Annotated in this window: 14 protein-coding genes; 8 read left to right on the top strand and 6 right to left on the bottom strand. The window is 56.3% G+C overall.

The window, feature by feature from the left end:
* Positions 1-455: 455 nt before the first annotated feature.
* From HG15A2_RS00345 to HG15A2_RS00320, 6 genes are all read left to right on the top strand, one after another.
* Positions 456-1,388 carry a LysR family transcriptional regulator gene (locus HG15A2_RS00345; RefSeq protein WP_145056726.1) on the top strand — a complete coding sequence of 311 codons (933 nt, stop codon included), beginning with the start codon at positions 456-458 and terminating at the stop codon, positions 1,386-1,388.
* A 149-nt stretch (positions 1,389-1,537) separates the two neighbouring features.
* Positions 1,538-6,223, top strand: a complete 4,686-nt coding sequence (locus HG15A2_RS00340; RefSeq protein WP_145056724.1) for a glutamate synthase-related protein — start codon at positions 1,538-1,540, stop codon at positions 6,221-6,223.
* A gap of 171 nt (positions 6,224-6,394) precedes the next feature.
* Positions 6,395-6,847 (top strand): IS200/IS605 family transposase, encoded by a 453-nt coding sequence (tnpA, locus tag HG15A2_RS00335; RefSeq protein WP_145056722.1) that lies wholly within the window; start codon positions 6,395-6,397, stop codon positions 6,845-6,847.
* Positions 6,848-7,029: 182 nt separating this feature from the next.
* A complete protein-coding gene (locus tag HG15A2_RS00330) occupies positions 7,030-8,619 on the top strand; it encodes a glutamate synthase subunit beta (RefSeq protein ID WP_145056720.1) in 1,590 nt (529 codons plus the stop codon).
* Between the two features lie 49 nt (positions 8,620-8,668).
* Positions 8,669-9,439 carry an SHD1 domain-containing protein gene (locus HG15A2_RS00325; RefSeq protein ID WP_145056718.1) on the top strand — a complete coding sequence of 257 codons (771 nt, stop codon included), beginning with the start codon at positions 8,669-8,671 and terminating at the stop codon, positions 9,437-9,439.
* Between the two features lie 9 nt (positions 9,440-9,448).
* Positions 9,449-9,934: a GNAT family N-acetyltransferase gene (locus HG15A2_RS00320; RefSeq protein WP_145056716.1), complete on the top strand. Its 486-nt coding sequence runs from the start codon at positions 9,449-9,451 to the stop codon at positions 9,932-9,934.
* A 165-nt stretch (positions 9,935-10,099) separates the two neighbouring features.
* On the opposite strand, the gene HG15A2_RS00315 is transcribed toward HG15A2_RS00320, so the two are convergent.
* The 6 genes from HG15A2_RS00315 to HG15A2_RS00290 form a co-directional block, all read right to left on the bottom strand.
* Positions 10,100-11,710 (bottom strand): DUF1559 family PulG-like putative transporter, encoded by a 1,611-nt coding sequence (locus tag HG15A2_RS00315; RefSeq protein ID WP_145056715.1) that lies wholly within the window; start codon positions 11,708-11,710, stop codon positions 10,100-10,102.
* Between the two features lie 89 nt (positions 11,711-11,799).
* Positions 11,800-13,236, bottom strand: coding sequence for a hypothetical protein (locus HG15A2_RS00310; RefSeq protein ID WP_145056713.1), 1,437 nt, complete (start codon positions 13,234-13,236; stop codon positions 11,800-11,802).
* A gap of 134 nt (positions 13,237-13,370) precedes the next feature.
* Positions 13,371-14,090 (bottom strand): hypothetical protein, encoded by a 720-nt coding sequence (locus HG15A2_RS00305; RefSeq protein WP_145056711.1) that lies wholly within the window; start codon positions 14,088-14,090, stop codon positions 13,371-13,373.
* A 96-nt stretch (positions 14,091-14,186) separates the two neighbouring features.
* Positions 14,187-14,651: an RNA polymerase sigma factor gene (locus HG15A2_RS00300; RefSeq protein ID WP_145056709.1), complete on the bottom strand. Its 465-nt coding sequence runs from the start codon at positions 14,649-14,651 to the stop codon at positions 14,187-14,189.
* Positions 14,652-14,855: 204 nt separating this feature from the next.
* Positions 14,856-15,584, bottom strand: a complete 729-nt coding sequence (locus tag HG15A2_RS00295; protein ID WP_145056708.1) for a dioxygenase family protein — start codon at positions 15,582-15,584, stop codon at positions 14,856-14,858.
* A gap of 133 nt (positions 15,585-15,717) precedes the next feature.
* Positions 15,718-16,572 carry a hypothetical protein gene (locus HG15A2_RS00290; protein WP_145056706.1) on the bottom strand — a complete coding sequence of 285 codons (855 nt, stop codon included), beginning with the start codon at positions 16,570-16,572 and terminating at the stop codon, positions 15,718-15,720.
* A 497-nt stretch (positions 16,573-17,069) separates the two neighbouring features.
* Here HG15A2_RS00290 and gluQRS point away from each other — a divergent pair, with 497 nt between their 5' ends.
* Both gluQRS and HG15A2_RS00280 read left to right on the top strand, forming a co-directional pair.
* The gene (gluQRS, locus tag HG15A2_RS00285) at positions 17,070-18,014 is read left to right on the top strand and encodes a tRNA glutamyl-Q(34) synthetase GluQRS (RefSeq protein ID WP_145056704.1); all 945 of its coding nucleotides are present in this window, start codon (positions 17,070-17,072) and stop codon (positions 18,012-18,014) included.
* 115 nt (positions 18,015-18,129) lie between these two features.
* Entirely contained in the window at positions 18,130-20,655 is a 2,526-nt protein-coding gene (locus HG15A2_RS00280; RefSeq protein WP_145056702.1) for a DUF2339 domain-containing protein, read from the top strand.
* The last annotated feature ends 194 nt before the right edge of the window (positions 20,656-20,849 follow it).

Genomic DNA, 20,849 nt, shown 5'->3' with positions numbered 1-20,849 from the left:
GCCTCGCCCGGGATTCTGGGTTCTCCCCCAAATTTCCGGGCGAGACGAAGCCCGCCGGCAATATTGCCTCAATCAGGCGAGATAGCGGGTTTCTACACCCGCTTGACCCCAGACTTCTCCCAACGTATCCTGGTATTCTGATTTTCGATGCTGGCGGACTCTTCTATTAAGATTGCAGATCCGAGCCAAGGATGCTCACGCGAGGCGACGGTTTCAGATTGAGCCGGGCGACGTAATTCGTTTTCTCGCAATCGCTTTCTGCTGCCAGGCGATAGTCACACGACTTTTTGAATTCTCGCCGATCGCTTGGATCGTCGATTCGACATATTCGGCCACGGTTTCAAGTCGCGGCCTCAATAGTATAGGTGCGCTAGCGAGACCCCCGCGTTCGCCCTGCGCAACAATCACGAGACCAACACCAACATCCGGCGACGACTAATAAACGCCCAATCAACATGCATATTAAAAACCTCAAAGTCTTCTGCGATGTGGTGGATCGGCGTAGCTTCTCGCAAGCGGCCGAAGACAACCATATTTCGCAATCGACTGCCAGCAACATGGTGCAACAGCTTGAGGAGCGCCTGGGCGTGCGCTTGCTGGATCGCTCGCGGCGGCCATTCGAGCTGACACCTGAGGGGGAATGCTACTACGAGGGCTGCCAGCAACTGGTGAAGCACTACGAGGACCTGGAAGAGGAAGTTCGCACGCTGGCCGACGCGAAGGCGCGTAGCCTAACAGTTGCTGCGATTTACTCAGTGGGTCTACATCACCTCAACGAACTGTGGCCGCAGTTCACAGCGGCCAACCCACGAGCATCGCTGCGGCTCAAGCCGCTGCATCCGCAAGAAGTTTACGACTGTGTCGAGTCAGGAAAGTCGGAACTTGGCTTGATGAGTTTCCCGAAGTCGAGCGACACGCTTGGAGTGGAACTCTGGTACGACGAGCCAATGGTGGCCGTATTGCCGCCGAATTCACCTCTGGCAGGGCGTGAGGAGATTCAGCTGAGTGACATTGCTGACGAGCCGTTCATCGCTTTCGATCGCAAACTGGCGCTGCGAGGCTCGATAGACCGCCGCCTAAAACAGGAAGGCGTGAAAGTCGAGATTACTCACGAGTTTGACAATATTGAGAACGTAAAGAAGGACATCGAGCACGGTGCCGGTGTGAGCCTGCTGCCCGAACTGACTGTGCGGGCGGAGATCGCCATGGGCACGCTCGCTATGGCGCGCATTGCGGGTGAACCGCTCGTGCGGCCATTGGGTTTTGTATTCCGCCGCGATCGGCCGCGCAGTGAACTGGCCGGACAATTTGTGGCGCTTCTCAGAGAGAATGTCCAGCGGTTGAGTACTGATGTCAGCACAAAACCTCAAGCGAGCCTACAAGACTAAGGAAACGATCTCCGATCGGTGCCACCGCTGGCTTGTCCAGCACTGAGCGCCCGTAAGCGAGATGCACTGCTGGGCAAGCCAACAGTGGCACCCGAAATAACAGAATCTAGAAAGTCATGGCAAGTAAGCCTTTAGCAACGAGTAAAGCAATGGATAAACGAAAACGACTCACCTCGCTTCCCGAAAAGCACGGCCTGTACGATCCGGCCAATGAGCACGACGCCTGTGGCGTGGGCTTCATTGCGCACATCAAGGGCGAGCGCAGCCACCAAATCGTCGTTGATTCGGAAGACCTACTGCGCCGCATGGATCATCGCGGTGCGTGTGGCTGCGAAGAGAACACGGGCGACGGCTCTGGCATCATGACGGCGTTGCCGCATGAGTTTCTACAGAAAGTCGTGAAAGCCGACCTCGGTGTCGAGCTGCCCGAGCCGGGCAAATTTGCCGTCGGCAATGTCTTCCTGCCGCAAATTGAAGAAGAACGCAAGAAGTGCAAAGCGGCGGTCGAGAAAATTGTTGCCGAAGAGGGGCAACGCTTCCTCGGCTGGAGGAAGGTCCCCACCGAGGTGAAGAAAGCGGACATCGGCCCCACGGCGAAAGCTGCCGAGCCGGTCGTTGAGCAACTCGTGGTCGCCTCAGCCAAGGGAATCGAAGGCGAAGCTTTCGAGCGTCAGGTTTACATGATTCGCAAACGGGCCAGCAATCAGCTGCGCACCGACGTGTCGCTTACACAAAGCAAGATGTTCTATATCTGTTCGCTTTCTACCAAGGTGATCATCTATAAGGGCATGCTCACGACCGACCAGCTGTACCTCTACTATCCGGATCTCAAAGACCCGGACTACAAGAGTCACTTGGCAATGGTCCACTCGCGGTTTGCGACCAATACGTTCCCTTCCTGGGATCGCGCACAACCCTTGCGCTTCATGAGTCACAATGGCGAGATCAACACGCTGCGCGGCAACAGCAACTGGATGCGAGCTCGCCAGGGCGTAGCCGAGAGTGAGCTGTTCAAAGAAGAACTGCCGAAGCTGTTCCCAGTGGTCGAGCCGGATTGTAGCGACTCAGGCACATTCGACAACGTGCTGGAGTTCCTCCTCATGAACGGCCGCACGCTGCAAGAATCCGTCATGATGATGGTACCCGAGGCGTGGCAAAACCATGCCACGATGCCCGAGAGCAAACGGGCGTTCTACGAATACAACTCGGCTCTCATGGAACCGTGGGATGGGCCCGCCTCGATTGTGTTCACTGACGGACACTACATCGGTGCCACGCTCGATCGCAACGGTCTGCGTCCTTCGCGATATTACATCACCCATGACGACCGCGTCATTATGGCCAGCGAAGTGGGCGTAGTGGATGTGGCGCCGGAGAACGTGAAAGCCAAAGGCCGCCTACAGCCAGGCAGAATGTTCCTCGTGGACTTCGAGCAAGGACGTCTCATTCCTGATGAAGAGCTCAAAGGCGCCATCGCGGAGCAACGCCCCTACGGCAAATGGCTCAAGGACCAGCGCATCGATCTCAACGACTTGCACCCAGAGGAAGAACCGCACGGCTACGATGGCGACTCGCTGCTGGAACGCATGCAGGCGTTCGGGTTCACCATCGAAACAATGACCTTCATGCTGCTACCGATGATCAAGGTCCTCAAAGACCCAATCGGCTCGATGGGCAACGATAGTTGCCTAGCGGTACTAAGCGACAAGCCGCGACTGCTCTACGACTACTTCAAGCAACTGTTCGCGCAGGTCACCAACCCGGCAATCGATTCGATCCGCGAAGAAGTGATTATGTCGCTGGAATGCTTCATCGGTCCCGAACAAAACTTGTTGGAAACGACCGAAGTGCACGCCCACCGCTTGCGCCTGCCGCATCCAATTCTCTCGAACGAACAGCTCGCAGCGCTTAAGCATATCGAGCAAAACAAAGAAACGGGCCGCGGCTGGCGAACGCAGACGATTGATACCACCTGGCCCCGAGAAGAAGGTACGCTCGGCATGCAGAAGGCTATCGAGCGTATCTGCGCGGAAGCAGAACAGGCAGTCGACGACGGTTTCTCGCTGATTGTGCTTTCGGATCGCGAAACCGGTCACAATCGAGTGCCTTTGAGTGCGCTACTCGCCACCGGCGCCGTGCATCATCACTTGGTCCGCGAGACGAAGCGCACACGCGTGGGCATTCTCGTCGAAACGGGCGAAGCGCGCGAGGTGCATCATCACTGCTTGCTGATTGGTTACGGTGCCGACGCGATCAATCCTTACCTAGCTTTTGAAGCTCTGTGGTTTGGACGACGCGAAGGTTTGCTCGACGCTGGTGAGGCCAATATCCCGGATGAAGAAACCGGCGAAGGGGACGAGCATCCAACGCTCGAAGCGGCCGCTGATGGCGAGACGCACGACCCCGTCACAGCTGCGGATCACGAGCTGGTCGCCAAGTATCGCAAGGCCGTAGCCAAAGGCATGCTCAAGGTGATGGCAAAAATCGGCATCAGCACGCTGCAAAGCTACAAGGGCGCTCAGATTTTCGAGGCACTCGGACTGAAAGACGAGATCGTCGATCGCTGCTTCACCGGTACTGCAAGCCGCGTGCAGGGCGTGAGCTTCAGCGTACTTGCCGAGGAAGCGATGCGTCGGCACGCACTCGGCTATCCCGAGAAGAAGAACCACAAGCTAACTGTACTGCCCAACCCGGGCGAATTCCACTGGCGTGCCGAAGGGGAACGTCACATGTGGGACCCGCAGTCGATTGCCGACATTCAGATTGCTGCTCGCGCAGGCAACAAGGATGCCTACGCACGGTTCTCCAAACATATCAACGCCGACTCACGCACGCGATGCCAACTGCGCGGACTGCTTACTTTCAAGGAAAAAGCGAACGGCGGTCCCATCGACATCAGCGAGGTCCAACCGGTTGAAGAAATCGTCAAGCGATTCTGCACCGGGGCCATGTCGTTCGGCTCGATCTCTGCCGAGTCACATGAAACGCTGGCCATTGCCATGAACCGTCTCGGCGGCAAGAGCAACACTGGCGAGGGTGGCGAGGACCCCAAACGCTGGACGCCCGATGAAAACGGCGATTCGCGTCGTTCGGCCATTAAGCAGGTCGCGTCAGGGCGTTTCGGGGTAACGATCAACTACCTCGCCAATGCAGAAGAGCTGCAAATCAAGATCAGCCAAGGTGCCAAGCCAGGCGAAGGGGGCGAGTTGCCGGGTCGCAAGGTGGACGACACGATCGCGCGCATCCGCTACAGCACGCCCGGCGTGGGACTCATCAGTCCGCCGCCGCATCACGACATCTATTCCATCGAGGATCTCAAGCAACTGATCCACGATCTGAAGAACGCCAACCGCGCGGCACGCATTAGTGTGAAGCTCGTCTCCGAAGTCGGCGTGGGCACCGTCGCTTCAGGCGTGGCCAAGGGCTACGCAGATCACATCCTAATCTCCGGCGACGGAGGCGGCACGGGTGCTTCGCCGTTGACGAGCATCAAGCATGCTGGTTTGCCCTGGGAATTGGGCATAGCCGAGACGCACCAGACGCTGGTGATGAACGACCTGCGTAGTCGTGTCGTGCTGCAAACCGATGGCGGCTTGAAAACAGGTCGCGACGTCGTAATGGCTGCCATGCTGGGGGCCGAGGAGTTTGGCTTCTCGACTGCGCCGCTCATCACGCTCGGTTGCATCATGATGCGAAAGTGTCACTTGAACACCTGCCCGGTGGGCATCGCGACTCAAGACCCCGAGCTGCGCAAGAAGTTCTCTGGCAAGCCCGAGCATGTGGTGAACTACCTGTTCATGGTCGCAGAGGAGGCGCGCACGCTGATGGCAGAGTTAGGCTTCCGCACGATCGATGAAATGGTCGGCCGCGTGGATTGCTTGAACCCGGAAGCCGCCATCCAACACTGGAAAGCAGACGGACTGGACCTCACTGGCCTATTGACGCCTGCCGCGAAGCCGTACCCCGAAGCGGGCGTCTACTGCACGCAAGGGCAGGATCACGGTTTGGAAAAATCGCTCGACATGACAAAACTCCTGAAGCTCGCCGAACCGGCACTACAGCGTGGCGAGAAGGTGCGCGAAGAGCTAGAGATCATCAACACGAATCGCACCGTGGGTACGATTCTCAGCAACGAGATCGCCAAGAAGTACGGTCGCGACTTGCTACCGGACGGCACGATCCATTTCAAACTCAACGGCCCGGCTGGGCAAAGCTTCGGCGCTTTTCTCGCGAAGGGCGTCACGCTTGAGCTCGAAGGGGACGCTAATGATTATGTCGGCAAGGGTCTCTCCGGCGGGCGCGTTGTCATTTACCCGCCCAAGTCGGCAACCTTCGTGGCGGAAGAGCAAATCATCGTCGGCAACGTCTGCCTGTACGGTGCCACCAGTGGAGAAGCTTACATCCGCGGTCGCGCAGCCGAGCGATTCTGCGTACGGAATTCCGGTGCGCATGCCGTGATCGAAGGCGTGGGTGACCACGGTTGCGAGTACATGACCGGCGGTCGCGTAGTGATCCTCGGCCCTACAGGCCGCAACTTTGCCGCCGGCATGAGTGGTGGCGTGGCTTATGTCCACGCGCCTGATCGCGATGCATTCCGCATCAATTGCAATCTCGGATTAGTTGCCCTCGAAGACGTGGTCGACGAGGAAGACATCGCCGAACTACGCGGCCTGATCGAGCGCCACCAAAACGAAACCGAAAGCCCCGTAGCAGCTCGCCTACTCGACCGCTGGGACGAGTGCCTGGGCGAATTCACAAAGGTAATGCCAACGGATTACAAGCGTGTATTGGAAGAGAGAAAAGCCGCAGAAAGGGAGGTACCAGCTGTGGTCTAGGTTCTCGCAAAGACGCTAAGGCGCACGGCGATCTAACAGCAGAGCTGGGGCTCAAATGGAGATGTCCCGGAGGGACTTTTGACAATAGCCCAGCGATTTATCGCTGGGAAGTAGGACAAAACAGCAACTAGTCCCGGAGGGACAACTGAACGAAACAACCTGGGGATAACAATGGCACACACGTACTGCAATGCTCTGTACCATTGCGTTTTCAGCACAAAAGATCGCCGCAAGACAATCCCCCCCGAACTACAAGAACGACTCTGGCCCTACCTGGGGGGAATAGCAAGAGATAACAAATTCAAGGCACTATCCGTTGGAGGCGTTGAAGATCACGTCCACATACTGCTTTCGCTCCCAACTACCATGACGATTTCCAAAGCGATGCAATTAGTGAAGGGTGGTTCCTCGAAGTGGATTCACGACGAGTTTCCCGAGCATCGTGATTTCGCTTGGCAAGAAGGTTTTGGGGCGTTCACGATTGGCATTTCGCAAATTGAGCCGACAAGGAAATACATTGCAAAGCAAGCGGCACACCATCAGAAGACAACATTTCAGGACGAATTCTTAGCAATATTGAAGAAGCACGAGATTGAGTACGACCCGCGGTACGTTTGGGGATGAGTATCGATCGTCCCTACGGGACGAAGATTTATTTTTCAAACTTTCCCAGCAATAAATTGCTGGGCTATTATCACAAGCCCCTCCGGGGCAAAACAAACCAACAATCAGTTGGTCATTTAGACTTGGTCATTGGTCATTCCACCGAACAGATTTAACATTTTCAAACGATATGCAGGCATAAGATGGGAAAACCTACCGGATTTAAAGAGTTTCAACGCGAGGTCGTGCCGTATCGCGATCCGCTGGATCGTGCGAATGACTTCCTGGAAATCTTCACCGAGGCACCGGTCGATCAGTTGACCACCCAAGGTGCGCGGTGCATGGATTGTGGCGTACCGTTCTGCCAGTCGAATAACGGCTGCCCGATCGATAACTTGATCCCCGAGTGGAACGATCTCGTCTACCGCGGACGTTGGCGTGATGCGCTGAATCGGCTGCACAAGACGAACAACTTTCCGGAGTTTACGGGTCGAACCTGCCCCGCTCCTTGCGAAGGGGCCTGCGTACTCGGAATTACCAACCCGCCGGTGACAATCAAGAACATCGAAAACGCAATCGTCGATCGTGGCTGGGAAGAAGGTTGGATCCTGCCCCAACCAGCTGAGGAGCCAACTGGCAAAACAGTGGCCATCGTGGGCAGTGGGCCATCGGGACTCGCCGCCGCACAGCAACTTTGTCGCGCAGGGCACGACGTGACCGTGTACGAGCGGGCCGACCGCATTGGTGGGTTACTGATGTACGGCATTCCTAACATGAAGCTGGACAAGTACGTGGTCGAGCGCCGTGTGCAGCAAATGCGTGACGAGGGCGTGAACTTTGTGACGAACACGCACATCGGCCAAGAGGAAAATTTTGCCCCCGGTCACATGACGCAAATCATGCTCGAACGCGGCATCAAGATTAAATTTGTTGATCCGCAACATCTCGTTGACGAATTCGACGCAGTACTGCTGTGTACAGGCGCCACCAAGCCGTTCGATCCTACAGGTCGGGCTGCGGGGCGTGATTTGGCGGGAATTCACTTTGCGATGGACTTCCTCACGCGCAATACCAAGAGCCTGATGGATGGCGATTTGCACGCTGCCAAGCACGTCGACGACAAGTTCTTGAGCGCCGCCGGGAAAAACGTCGTCGTGATCGGTGGTGGCGACACCGGGGCCGACTGCATCGGCACTTCGCTACGCCACGGGGCAACGAGCATTGTGAACTTCGAGCTGCTCAACAAGCCGCCCGCAGAGCGCGCCGAAGGCAACCCCTGGCCAGAATGGCCCCGCGTGTACCGCGTGGATTACTCGCACGCGGAAGTCGAAGCCAAAACAGGCAATGACCCGCGCAATTACAACTTGCTCACCAAAGAGTTCGTCGACGATGGTAAGGGCAACGTGGTCGGTGTGCGAACCGTGCAAGTCGATTGGTCGAAACCGCAGGGCCAAGCTCCATTCACCGAGATCGACGATAGCGAAAAAGTGTGGCCTGCCGAGCTAGTGTTACTCGCCACAGGATTCGTCGGCCCCGAGCTGGGCATCGGCGACATGCTGGAATTGGAGACCCAGAACCCGCGCGGCAATTGGCAAACCTTCAAAGCGGAGCACAGTGAGTTTACCACCAATCAGGAGGGCATCTTCGCCGCCGGCGACTGTCGACGCGGGCAAAGCCTCGTGGTGTGGGCCATCAACGAAGGCCGCGGCGCTGCGCGTGCTGTAGATGAATACCTGATGGGCGTGACAAGCATGCCTGCGCCGGGGCTGAATTTGCCTCAGCAAGTGGTGTAGAGACTCGGAGATTGGGAAAGTACTTTGATATCGCACATTGGAGTTAGCAATGAAAAACCTCATGTTTTTAGCTACCGCCTGTTTCCTATTGCCCTTATTGCCACAGCCTTGTTTCGGCATTGAGGCAGGTACTGCCGAATCATATAAGGCGCGGGCGCGCGCCGAACGAGCCGCCAGCCTACGAAAGTATGAGGAACGGGAAAATTGGGAGCAATCAAAAAAATTGTCGCTCACCAAAATTATTCCTAAATCACCACGCAAGTATGACGATTGCCTATCAATACGAGAGCTCAAAGAAAGGTCCTTGGGCTATTTAGAATGTTGGCATCTTGAAGTAACTCAAGTATTAAGCGAAACCGAGCTCTTGATTAGTCCGATCAAGGGCGATGCCCAATCGCTATGGCTAAAAGACTATCCCACCAAAGGGATTGTTGATGGCGATAAGATTCGATTAATCGGCTTGGCTCGCGTAGAGGGTACGGAATCTTATGAGAGCGTAACCGGCTCCAATGTCACAGTGAGAGTTGTGAAACTGCTAAGCGAGAAGGAAGCTCTGAAATTTGAAATGGAAGCGAAAGCCGCTACGGAGGCTGCACTGTTTCGGACCTGGACGTCTAAGACTGGCAAGACGAAGCTCGAGGCAAAATTCATCGATTTCGAGAAAGGCTACGTGAGCTTGGAGTTGAAAAAAGACAAGAAGTTGGTCAAAGTTAGGTCTACGAAGCTCTCCAAGGAAGACGTGAAATGGATACGAGAGGAACTCAAAAAGAGGAAGTTACAAGAGGAACTTGCTAAGAAGGAAAAGGCAGCTAAGAAGTGAGTGAATCACATGTTTACTCACTTACTAGTCAGTCCTGCAGCCGCATTGCACTTCGCCGCCCCCACCACCCCCGAGCAGTTTACCGCCTACTACGATCTCCGCTGGCGTATGTTGCGTGCCCCGTGGGCTCAGCCGCGGGGCTCCGAGCGGGATGAGCTAGATGACGCCGATGTTTCTCACATGGCAGCGTGGGACGAGTCGGGAAGGCTGCTTGGCGTTGGGCGGTTGCAGTTGAATACTCGCAGCGAAGCCCAGATCCGCTTCATGGCTGTGGAGGAAGATTGCCAGCGCCAGGGCGTGGGACAGGCTCTTGTCCGCCGGCTAGAACAGATCGCTCGCGAGCAGGGCGCGACTTCCATCATTCTCAATGCCCGTAGCACCGTCACTGGCTTTTATGAGCGATTGGGCTATACCGTCGTCGCCCAGGGCGTGGCGATGTTCGAGGATTCGCCGACTGGGCCGGTTGAGCATACACGGATGAGCAAGCAACTGTAGCCGAAGTCTTATTGAACCACGAATAGCACGAATCTCACGAATCTCCGTTGGCTAATTCCAACTAAATTCCATTCGTGTTATTCGTCAGATTCGTGGTTAGAAAAAATTGCCGGCCTGGACACTCAGCGCGGAGCAAGCTAGGCGGCGAAATCTGGAAGGGTGCGACTACCGTTCCAATACCGAGCCGTCGGCAATCGTGAGAATCTTTGGCCAGTTCTTGCGTTGTACTTCATCCTTCGTCGAATAGTAGTATGCAGCGCCGTCGCAAAACACGGTGACAAATCCGTCGCGGTCCTTGCGCTGAACGCCCTGAAATGGCTTTTTCCTATCAACCTCCCAATCGGCAGGCTTCGTCCAGGGTACGGCACGATCAGGCGTGACCTCGACAATGAGCGCCGTATTGGAAGTGCCATCGGTGATCTCTTTGTATTTCACGCCCTCGGCACCTTGAAAAACGGTTCCTGGGCCGGCAACGCCAAGGTAAGTCGTATAGAAATGTTCTTTGAGCTCCCGACGAATCGACGGGTCAGGATCTCGATAGACAGGCACGACGGTCTCAGCGAATTTCAGATTGTGCTCACTATTCCAGGGTTCGTCGAGGTGGAACTGGTTATAGAGTGCTTGCTGGTCCATGTACGGCAGGACGGCTACACGCCAACTCAACAGCGGCTTGCCCTCTTCGCTGTAGATCGCTCGGGGCGGGCACATTCCGTTGGCTGATTCGTAGTTGAGAATAGCCAAGGCCATCTGTTTGAAGTTGTTCATGCGTTGCGAGTGATACGCTGCCTTCCGGGCTTCGCGAACTGGTTTGCCCAGGAGCTCTACTAGCGCGGCGACCTCCGCATCGTCATCACCAAGCGACAGCGTCACGCGGTTGTCAGTAGTTACCGCTTTCAGCCTCCCTGCAGCGTCGGCCAGTTTTCTAAACGCGTCGCCGTCCTCAGCTTGCTTGGATTGAGCGAGCAGAAAACCATTGCCGAGTGCCAGCGCGCGATTGATTGCCCCTTCGATCTTCGTTCTAGCTTCAGACGTGTTGGCTTGAATACTGACTGCGGCATTCAAGTGAGGAGGCAGATTGAGTGACGCGCCACCCCAGGCAAGTCCATCGGCAATGAGCTTGCCATCGATGTCCGTAAACGGTGCGGGAAGGGCGGGCAACATCTCGCGCACGACGCGACGAGTGTCTGAGTCGCCGAAAATCATTACTCCCGCATTGTCGTTACCGAGTGCCGTGAGGGCGTCGAGAACGGCTTGACGAGGTGGCTCGTCGGAAAGAGCCGCTAAGTGAGCGAGCGCTCCTTGCTTATCGCTCAGTGCTCCTAGGAGAATATTCTCGGTTTCTGTGCGCTCCCACTGAAAAGGCATGTCAGGCAAATCGCGCAGCTGTTTCCTCAATGCTTCCGGATCGCCCCCTTCGGCTACTGGGATGATGAACAGCGGTGCGGTGTATTGCACGTCGCTCATGCGCGCGACGGCATAAATTCTTTCCAGCCCAGCATCGGTGAGGCTTTTCATCACTTGCTCAACATGGTCGCTACTCTGGCGAAACTCTTTGACATCCTCGGGGTAGAGCCAGCCCGACTTTTCGGAGAGCTGGAGCGCGGCTTCGATGTCCACGGCCCGCACATCGACGAATGCCATCGCAACAACGTCGTCACCCAGGAAGGGGTGAATCGCAGCGTGGGAACCCTGAGATTCCAACCCCGGCTCGGCTGCTTCAGCAGGCGTGAGTAGCGCGACAAACAGGCAAGAGAATATTGCAATGCGGCGGTTCATGATTGTAGGGTCCGCTGTGCGGACCAAGTTAGAGGTTCAAAAGTGAGGTAAGGAACTTCATACTGTTTATTCGGTCCGCGCAGCGGACCCTACGGTGCCAACGTAATCTCAAACCGCCACGCGATGCCGGCGAACCCATCGCTAAAGGGCAAGTCAACCGTCGCGGTCTCGCCTCGTAGTTCATATTCGTAAAACTCATCGGTAACAGGATTGCGCGGCACGGGAACGATTTCGATTTCGGAAAGCTTTTCCGGCAGCTTGCCTGTCTCTGCGGCGTGCATTCGAATGGCCTCGACCGTCTGAATTCCGAGGGTGTTCCAGAGTAGTCGTTGCTCGGCTTGACGAGCCGCTTGGACGGCAGGCAAAAGCGAATTGGCTAGGACGTACCCAAACCCGTTGTAGGAAGCGACCGTTGAGGAGCTTTTGAATGCATCAGACATACTGTGCTTCCTTGATTCACGGTAAGGAACGTAAGACCATTTTTCGATATCGTCAGCAATCCGGCGGTAGACGCGAAGAGCATCGACGGACACGACCTTACCGACCGGCATTCCTTCAACGCGCTGCGGATCCATGCCGCTATCAATCAATCGCTGCTTTGCCGCAGGGTAAGCAACCGCAGACATGGCGGTCATTCCAAAACGGGCCATCAGACGGCCTTGCTCGTCGTCCCGCAGCCCGCCGGTAGTAAGTTGCTGCTGCTCGATGACTGCATTAGCCAACAGCCGAGCCCACTCTTCGGGCGAATGCTCGGCGGTTTCCGCATCGAGGATGAAGGGAAAGGTGCGCAGCCCGAGCGACATCTCCGTGCGCATCGATTCTCGTACGCTGACCATTGGTTTGGGGAGTTCGGCGATCGCCCAGTAAAGGTTGGGGGAATTAGGTTGGGCGATGAGTTCGATCAGTGAATGATTGCCGGTACTGCAAATCGCGATACCAACGAGGTCACAGATTAAGAGCGGCTCTTTGGCTACGTCACGACCGAGGCGGTAGTTCATCCGCAACTCGTCGATGGCACGTTGATAATCCCTCTCCGCCATGGCTAGTCGTGTCCGTAGGCTGAGAACTCGCGAAACGATGCGGCTTTCTTGAATCTCTTCGAGCAGGAATGCAATCAAATCAGGGCCACGCATCGCTTGCACATCCCACTCCCAGTTGCATTCTCTTCGGAGTGTGGCTTCGCGTAGATTCTCCATCACGCTGCCCTGCCAAGCATTGGCAGCTTGCCGAACTTTATCGAGTGGCAGGTCACTAAGTGGTACATCAGCAGGGCGACGCCATTCGTCGTAAGCATCGCCATATTTCTTCCGCAAGACTTTGTCATCACGCGAAACGCCCATGAGTGCGCGGTAATAGTACGGCACCGCGTTGCCCTGCTTCATATCAATCTCGCGAGCGACCAACCGATGCTTGAGCGCGGGGACAGGTTCCGCGGCGGGGCTGATGGTCATTTTGAAGGTGGTGAGGTGGCCCCCGTCGGTGTCTTCTTCGACGACGATGAGTTCCGCTTGTGATGGGGCAGACATTATTGAAAATGCCACGGCTAAGACGCGGAAACAGTGGGCAGTCTGAAGTCGGCAGGGGGCAGTAAAGCACGTGCTCCAACTTTTTCGACTTTTCCCACTGCCCACTGCCGCCTGCCTACTGCTTACATTCATACTCATATGGTTTCTCCCTGAGGGCTGAACTGCTTGAACCACTTCCAGCCGCTAGATCGCCAATCAATGTTTGTAGGCGCGACCTCGCGTGCTGGTAGAAACTCTGCGCGAAGCTCACGGGCGGTCTTGGGGGGATCGTAACTGACGTTGGTTAGCGATTCGTTTCGAGAAGGTATGATCTCCTCGCCGCGGAGAATGGAATCTCGAAGGGCGAGCATCCTGTATTGTTGCGAGAAACGTCGGGGGCTTTCGTAACTCTCAGAAGTAAAACTCTCAGGAAGATAGCCTGCGCCACCATAGCCCCCAGCGCGAGCTGGGGGTTCGGTAGCTTCAACAAGCTCAACAATCTCTATGTCGCCTGACTCGTTGGCAACGTCGGCAATCTGAGGGGCCGGATCAACAATCGTGGGAGTCATCACGGCACGCGTCACAAGCACAGCAACACAAGCCGCCACGGCGGCGCTGGCGAGTGAGGAGATCGCGATTCGCGGGGTGAACCCCTGGCTTGCGCCAGGGGCCAGGGTTGCATCGGAAACGTCGTCAGTCAAACCCCTAGCCCCCAGCGTAAGCTGGGGGTTCGCGCCACTTTCACGCAGCGCCGTGGTATAACCCAACTCATACATCAGCGCATCGCGATCAAGCCGACTATCAGCAGGAGTGAATGCTGCGAGCTGGGCTTCCAACGCAGAAAGTTCAGCGGGTAGTGGATGTTCATCAGGCATGATTCTTCTCCAACCAAAGTCGGTCTAATGCGGCAGCAGTGTGGCACGACACTCCGTGTCGTAGGCTGCCAACAATCCACGACACGGAGTGTCGTGCTACACTTTTACTTCAAAAAGTTTTTGTAGTTGTAAGAGGGCTTCTGCATAACAGCGCTGGGCGGAACTGGCGGGCACGCCGCTCACTTCAGCGATCTCGCGCCACGTGAGTCCACTCCACAGACGGAGCATAACAATCTCGCGCGACTCTTCTTCCAATTCAGCTAACGCTTCGGCGACTGTTGATTCCTGGTGAGTCGCACCTGCTTGTTGTTCGCTGCGTAATCTCGCTGCAATTTGCTCGTAACCAACTCGACGGCGCTGTGCGCGGGCCGCGTTGAGTGCTCGGTTCCTCACCACGCGATAGAGCCATGCCGCAGGATTTTTCGGTGCTTGCCTCTGCTGCGCAAGTTCCACGAACGCTTCCTGCACACAATCTTCGGGCGTAGGTGCCCACTGGGCAGCGTACAACTCGAGCGCGGCGGCATGTTGGTCCAGCAGCTGTGCCAGCGTTGCGGCGTCCAAGGGAGCAGGTTCCTAGTCAGGCGATCTTTGTTCAGAAGAATCCGGCGGTTTGTAGATAAGACACCGCTTGTGTGGCAGTTTACCCAGAATTCATTCAGAAAGCTCACGTAATAGCCGTCGAGCTACGCCTCGACCGGTGCCGCTCGGCTGGGGACTAGGACGGGGCCGGGCGAGGCGTAGCTCGCCGGCTATCGGCGAGTGGAGCTATCCGTCTTCAGGCGTCTTCCCCAACACAATGTCGAAGTTGGCGACCAGTTCACCCGTTTTCGACTCGGGGAGCGGCTTGAAATCGACGAGAATGTTCTTTCGCTGCCCGGCATCGTGGATCCGTGAAAGTATTCCGTCTCGCTCGTTTTGCTTTGCGCCCTTCACGTACATTTGCGTGGTGAGTAAACGACGATCACCACGGTTGATCGCAAAATGAATGTGCGGCGTGCGGCCCGGGTACGTCACCGGCTTGACAGTGCGAAAGTAATATTCGCCCTTGCGGTTGGTGAGAAAACGACCGAAGCCTTGGAAATTGGTGTCGCGTTTCGCACGTCCGCCACTGCGACTATGGAGATACACGCCGTTGCCATCGACTTGCCAGATTTCGACGACGACATTCCGCATGGGTGCACCCGACTGATCGAGTACTCGTCCACCCAGGTGCGTGATCTCTCCCACAGCGGGGGTGAGCTTGTCGTTGATGATGAGCAGATCGTTGTCTGTGTCCAGCGGCAAGTGATCGGGGTAAAACGGCCCCTCAGTCGCGCGAGGCGTGGTGGCAAGCTGCTGGCCATCGGCAACAAGCTGCGCAAACGCACCGGCCGGCAATGTTGCTAGTCCCGCGGCAGAAAGGTTCAGGAAGCGACGACGGCTCACTCCGGCTGTCGTCGCGTGATCCAAGCGGGGACTATTCGAGTGAGCAATGTCTAACTGGTTGCGGTTCATCGATTTGTCTCCCGAGGTGGGTCGCCAAGGCCGGTAGAAATACCCGTCGGTGTATTCTACACCCCGCACAGCCGGAAATGTTTCCGCAAATTGTAACAGCAATGTCACAAGTACGTGACTGCAACACTGCGGCTCAGAGACCGCGGCGGCGACCCAACAAAGCCAGCCCGCTAAGGGCTAGCAACAGAGCCGTTGGCTCTGGCACGACTTGGTAACCGATGTCGCGCAGCGATTGCACAGTGAATCTAGCGAGAAAGGGTTCGCCGTAGTCGGGGTCGATCGCCCCGGTCATGAGTTCGAAACTCAGGTCACGCCCCTGTTGGTCGGTAATGCCAATCGTGGGATCAAGTGCGAACGGATTGTTCGGGTCGAACGTGCCCGCCTCACCTCCGGAACGCATCAGTTGATCCCAATGGGCATTGTTCGTGCCGGCACCGGCACCGCCTAGCTCAACAGGGATGAAGGTGGCATCCTGATCGAAGTCTTCCTTGTAGGCACGCAAGCCGTGCTCGCCGGTGTACTCTCCCGATCCAGGTGCATAGACACCGTTGGAACCCCACAGGGTACCAATGCCCATCGCGTGGCCCACTTCGTGGGCGACGAGCTCGTCGATCACGTTGACGCCCATGAAGTCGGAGAACTCGTCGATGACTCCGAAATTGATCCGCATACTCCCGCCCGTGCTGATCGTAAACGGGCCACTGATGGTATTTCCTGTGCTGTTCGCATTGGCGAATACCGAAGCACTCGAAGTCCCAGTGACGGAAACGCTGAAGGTCTCGACCGCATCGTCGTGCGTGCCGAGTACATTGTTCTCCCATAGCGCCTCGGCATCGAGGAGTGCCTGATCGAGTATGCTGATTTGACTCGAGCTAAACGACGAGCGATTGGTAATCGTGAACTGGAGATCCCAAACCGCAAAAGCTTGGGAAGCTCCGCCCGCGAGAAGAGCGAAGAGGGCTAGAGTCATACTACGAAGGAGACGCATTCGGAAACTCGGAATAACGCCGCAAGGTGCCTGTTCGAGAGCGGTGAGTCCTCAACTAGAGTCGACGTTATGCGATAAGTCGCCCACTGCAATACATGCTGGGCGCTGCTAACTCATGCCGGGGAAGGTGAAGAGGACCGTCCTAGAGCAGGGGCACGAGCGACTCAGATAAGGGGTGTAGAATTACCAATAGTGTGAAATTGTCTTCACTGCTTTCCAGTCTACTCGGACTGGACTCCGGGACCAAGTAATTTGCTCCATGTGAGCAGTATTTGACCGGATTTATAGGATAGACGGGATAATGAGGCCCTATTCCCAGAGTCTTTAGCGGTACAATCGTATCCTGTGAACCTTGTCGATCCTGTCTATAAAACCTCAGTGCGTCTTTGGAGCCGGTGCGGCGAGTCAATCACATCGCGGTCTAAGCACCGTGGCTTAATGTGGAAGGGCAGCGCCACACCAGATTTGAAGACGATCTATTTTTTAATCTCACTCACATGTCTCGTACTCGTCTTGCACCGTCGCCTACTGGAGCTCTGCACCTGGGCAATGCGCGTACGTTCCTGGTGAATTGGGCGCTCGCTCGACAGCAAGGCTGGAAGATCGTGCTACGCATTGAAGATCTCGACGGCCCGCGTGTGAAGGAGGGCGCCGCTCAGCAGGCAATTGATGACTTGCAATGGTTGGGACTCGATTGGGACGAAGGGCCGCTCTATCAACTGGCTGTTCATACGCCTTACGAGCAAGCGCTTGAGCAACTCGCTCAAGCAGGGCATATCTATCCGTGTCGTTGTACTCGTAAGCAAATCGAAGCAGCCGCGCTCTCTGCGCCGCATGGCAGCTCACATGAAACACGCTACCCAGGCACGTGCCGTCCTGCCGAACCAACTCCCACGAGTTGGCTTGCCAACCAGAGCGAAGGAACTGCGTGGCGGCTGCGCGTGGAACCGGGCGACACACAATTCGAGGACGCCTTCGCAGGAACACAAGTCGCCAGCGTGGAGCAAAGCGTGGGTGACTTCCTCGTAGCGACCAAAGTAGGACTCCCTGCGTATCAGCTAGCCGTTGTGGTCGATGACTCGCGGCAGGGCATTGACGAAGTCGTCCGCGGCGACGACCTATTGCGTTCCACGCATCGTCAGTTGTTGGTACAGCGCCTGCTTGAAATAGATAACACGCCACGCTATACACATTTGCCTTTGGTCGTTGGCGAAGATGGCCGTAGGCTTGCCAAACGCCACGGCGATACGCGCCTGGACTACTACCGTGAGGCAGGCGTCTCGCCGGAACGAGTTGTTGGCTTGCTCGCAAAATGGTGCGGAGTAGGTGAACAGCAAGAGATGATCGCTGCGGAATTCGCTGACTGTTTCCGGCTCCAATCACTTCCACGGGAGTCTGCGGTGTTTAGGGCAACGGACGACGAGTACCTGCGTGATTGCTAAGCCGGCACGCGGCCCGATTGCTGAGCTAAACTTTGAGAGTCCTTCGATTATTTTTACTTTTCCATTTCTGATTTTGCCAATTCCAATTTACTAGTTCAACGCGGCAGGAAGTGTGATGCCTGAAACGCCGGAACCGTTGCCTCCTTGGCACAAATTGCAAGCCGCTCTCGAAAAACTAGAAAGCCGCGTCGAGCTCTTGGAGCAGGGGCGGTTGGAGCAAGGTTCTCAGCCATCCGGCGCATCTCAATCGGGCGAGGCTCCCCCCTCGAAACCTGCTGCGCCAGATTTCGCTGTGCCCAAGCAGCCCATTATTAGCATCCCGCCTCCGCTGGCTGAACGCGCTGAGCCTTCGAATGTACCTGTTGTACTTACGGAAGTGTCTGATCTATCGAATGAAGCCGAGCCCGCATCTACCGCCGAGCAAAGTCCTTTCCAGCAGAAGATCGACGCGGTGAAGTCGCAATGGACCATGTTCGGTGACAAGCAGCCAAGTGTTGGCAGTAGTGCCCCATATTCAACTACTTCTACCACGTACAAGCCGAGTAAGTTTGAGATTGAAGTTGCCCGGATCAAGCAGCAAGTTGCCGACGGCTTGGGACTCAGCTCGGCTGGGGTTCGCGAGAGCGACGCGAACTATTGGGAAAAGTTCATCGGTGGCCAAGGTATGACTTGGTTGGGTGTGGCATCGCTGGCTTTGGCCGTAGCGTTCTTCATTCCGTGGGCGTGGATTCACTTCGAGTTGCCGGCTTGGATTCGAGTGCTAACGTTCCACCTCTCTGGCCTTGCTGTGTTGGGTGCAGCGTTGTTCTTGCGAAAGCGAAATCTTCCGCTGCTCGCCCGCAGCGTGGCCGGGCTGGGCATTTTCATTCTTTATGCCAGCGCGTTCGCGATGGAACACCATTACAAATTATGGGGCGACTCGAGTCGGCTAATGACGCTGCTCGACTGCACGCTTATCACCGCTGGCGCGGTAGCGATTGCCGTGCGCTACAACAGCTTGCCCGTAGCTGTGATGGGCGCGCTGGGCGGGTATGTAATTCCGCTCTTGCAACAAAAGCGGCTTCAATCGGTCGAAGACTTTCAACTCACATTCAGCTACCTATTCTTCTTGAATTTGGCGCTGCTGGTTGTGGCCACGATTCGCCCCTGGCGGTTCTTGAAACCGTTGGCACTGGGCGCCACGATGCTGATGTTTCTACTCTGGTCTCGAACTGCACAGTCTGCCGTGTGGCCGTTTGAGCAAATGGTGATCGTTCACGCGGTGCTGTTCTTACTGGCCACGACACTGCCAGCGCTAGTTTGGAAGCATCGGTCTAGAGGCTTCGAGTTGGCAACCCTCGCGGCCAACTCCCTGTGGTTTGTGGGAACCACCTGGCTGTTATTCCGTCAGCGGCCCGACCAACAAATGGCGCTCGTTTGTTGGGGCATGTCTGCGCTGCACTTCGCCTTGTTTGCAGTGAGTTACCGACGCCTAACCAATTCCGATCGCATGCCGCGTGTGCAGCTCGCGATGGCTGCTGTGTTCTTTACGCTCGCGATTCCATTGCAACTGGAGAACGCGACGAACTATCTCGCCTACGCCTGGGCTGCGGAGGGGCTCGTCTTCACAGCCATCGGTTTGTACTTCCGCGACGATCAGATGAAAGCGACCGGCGCACTAGTGCTTGGCCTGGCGATATTCCGAGTGGTGATGTTCGACTTCAATGCTCCCGCGGAAATGCTCCACGGCATGAATCTCGATCGCCGCTTCCTCACCGGTTTGGTGGTCGCACTAGGCACAATGGCTGCGGGAACTTGTTACTGGTGGGTGCCGAAGTTTTCTGCTGACCGGCCTAATGATGCCGACCCTGATGTCGTGGGAGGCAGCCTGTTGGGTCTGACGGTCGGCACTGAAACGGGCGGATTGCTGTTGGCGGTAGGCAACATCCTCGCGCTGCTTTCGATGTGTTGCCAGTGGGACGGGCGCACGATTCTTATTCTGTGGACTCTCGACGCAGCGCTATTGTGGGTGGCAGCCTATCGCACACGCATTAATTCGGTTCGCCACTATGCCTTACTGGTGAGCCTGCTCATGGTAGGCGGTTATGCGATTCGCGAAGGAGCAAGGCTCGACCAAGCTGCCGGGTCGATCGCAAACGTGCGCTGCGTGTCGCTACTGCTGGTTGCCGCTTTGTACTTTGGGGCCGGTTGGGTGGAGCGTAAGCTGCGAGCGACCGACGAGACTGCCCATGGAGACATTAAGCAAGGCTTCGAGATGGATTCGCTGCTACACATCCTCGGCCATTTCACTCTGCTTTCTCTCATCACCTTTGAAGTACATCGCTTCTGGAACCCGGGCAGCTCGTTCCAACTCATTAACTTTCGCTCGCGCACGGTCGAAGAACACGTGGCGTACTCCGTTGCGTGGGCCGTCTACGCTGCCGCGGTGGTGGCAGCCGGTTTCGTGTTGAGGTATCGTCTTGCTCGGCTAGTGGGTCTGGCTGGACTACTAGCTGTTGCCGCGAAAGTGTTCCTGATCGACCTGAGCAGCCTGCCACTCATCCTGCGCGTGTTAGCGCTCGGCGTACTGGGTGGTTTACTGCTGGTGACTTCGTACTGGTATCAGAAATTCGCGGCGCGGATTGACGGGGGAGATACGTAGGAAACCGTGTCGACAGTGACTGTGCCATCGGTAGATTATTCAGGTTGAGAACGCATTCTGAGAATAGCAGCTAAGCCGCAAGCGGCAGGTTGGGACACTTGCTCCGACTTTTGCACAGAATGCGTGTTTTTAGGAGCAAAAGTCCCGTCGCGTTTCCTAGAATCCTACTCCTAACATGTTGTCGGTAAATGCTT

This window comes from Adhaeretor mobilis (assembly GCF_007741515.1).
GTDB lineage: Bacteria > Planctomycetota > Planctomycetia > Pirellulales > Lacipirellulaceae > Adhaeretor > Adhaeretor mobilis.
This window is presented reverse-complemented; position numbering and strand designations above follow the sequence as displayed.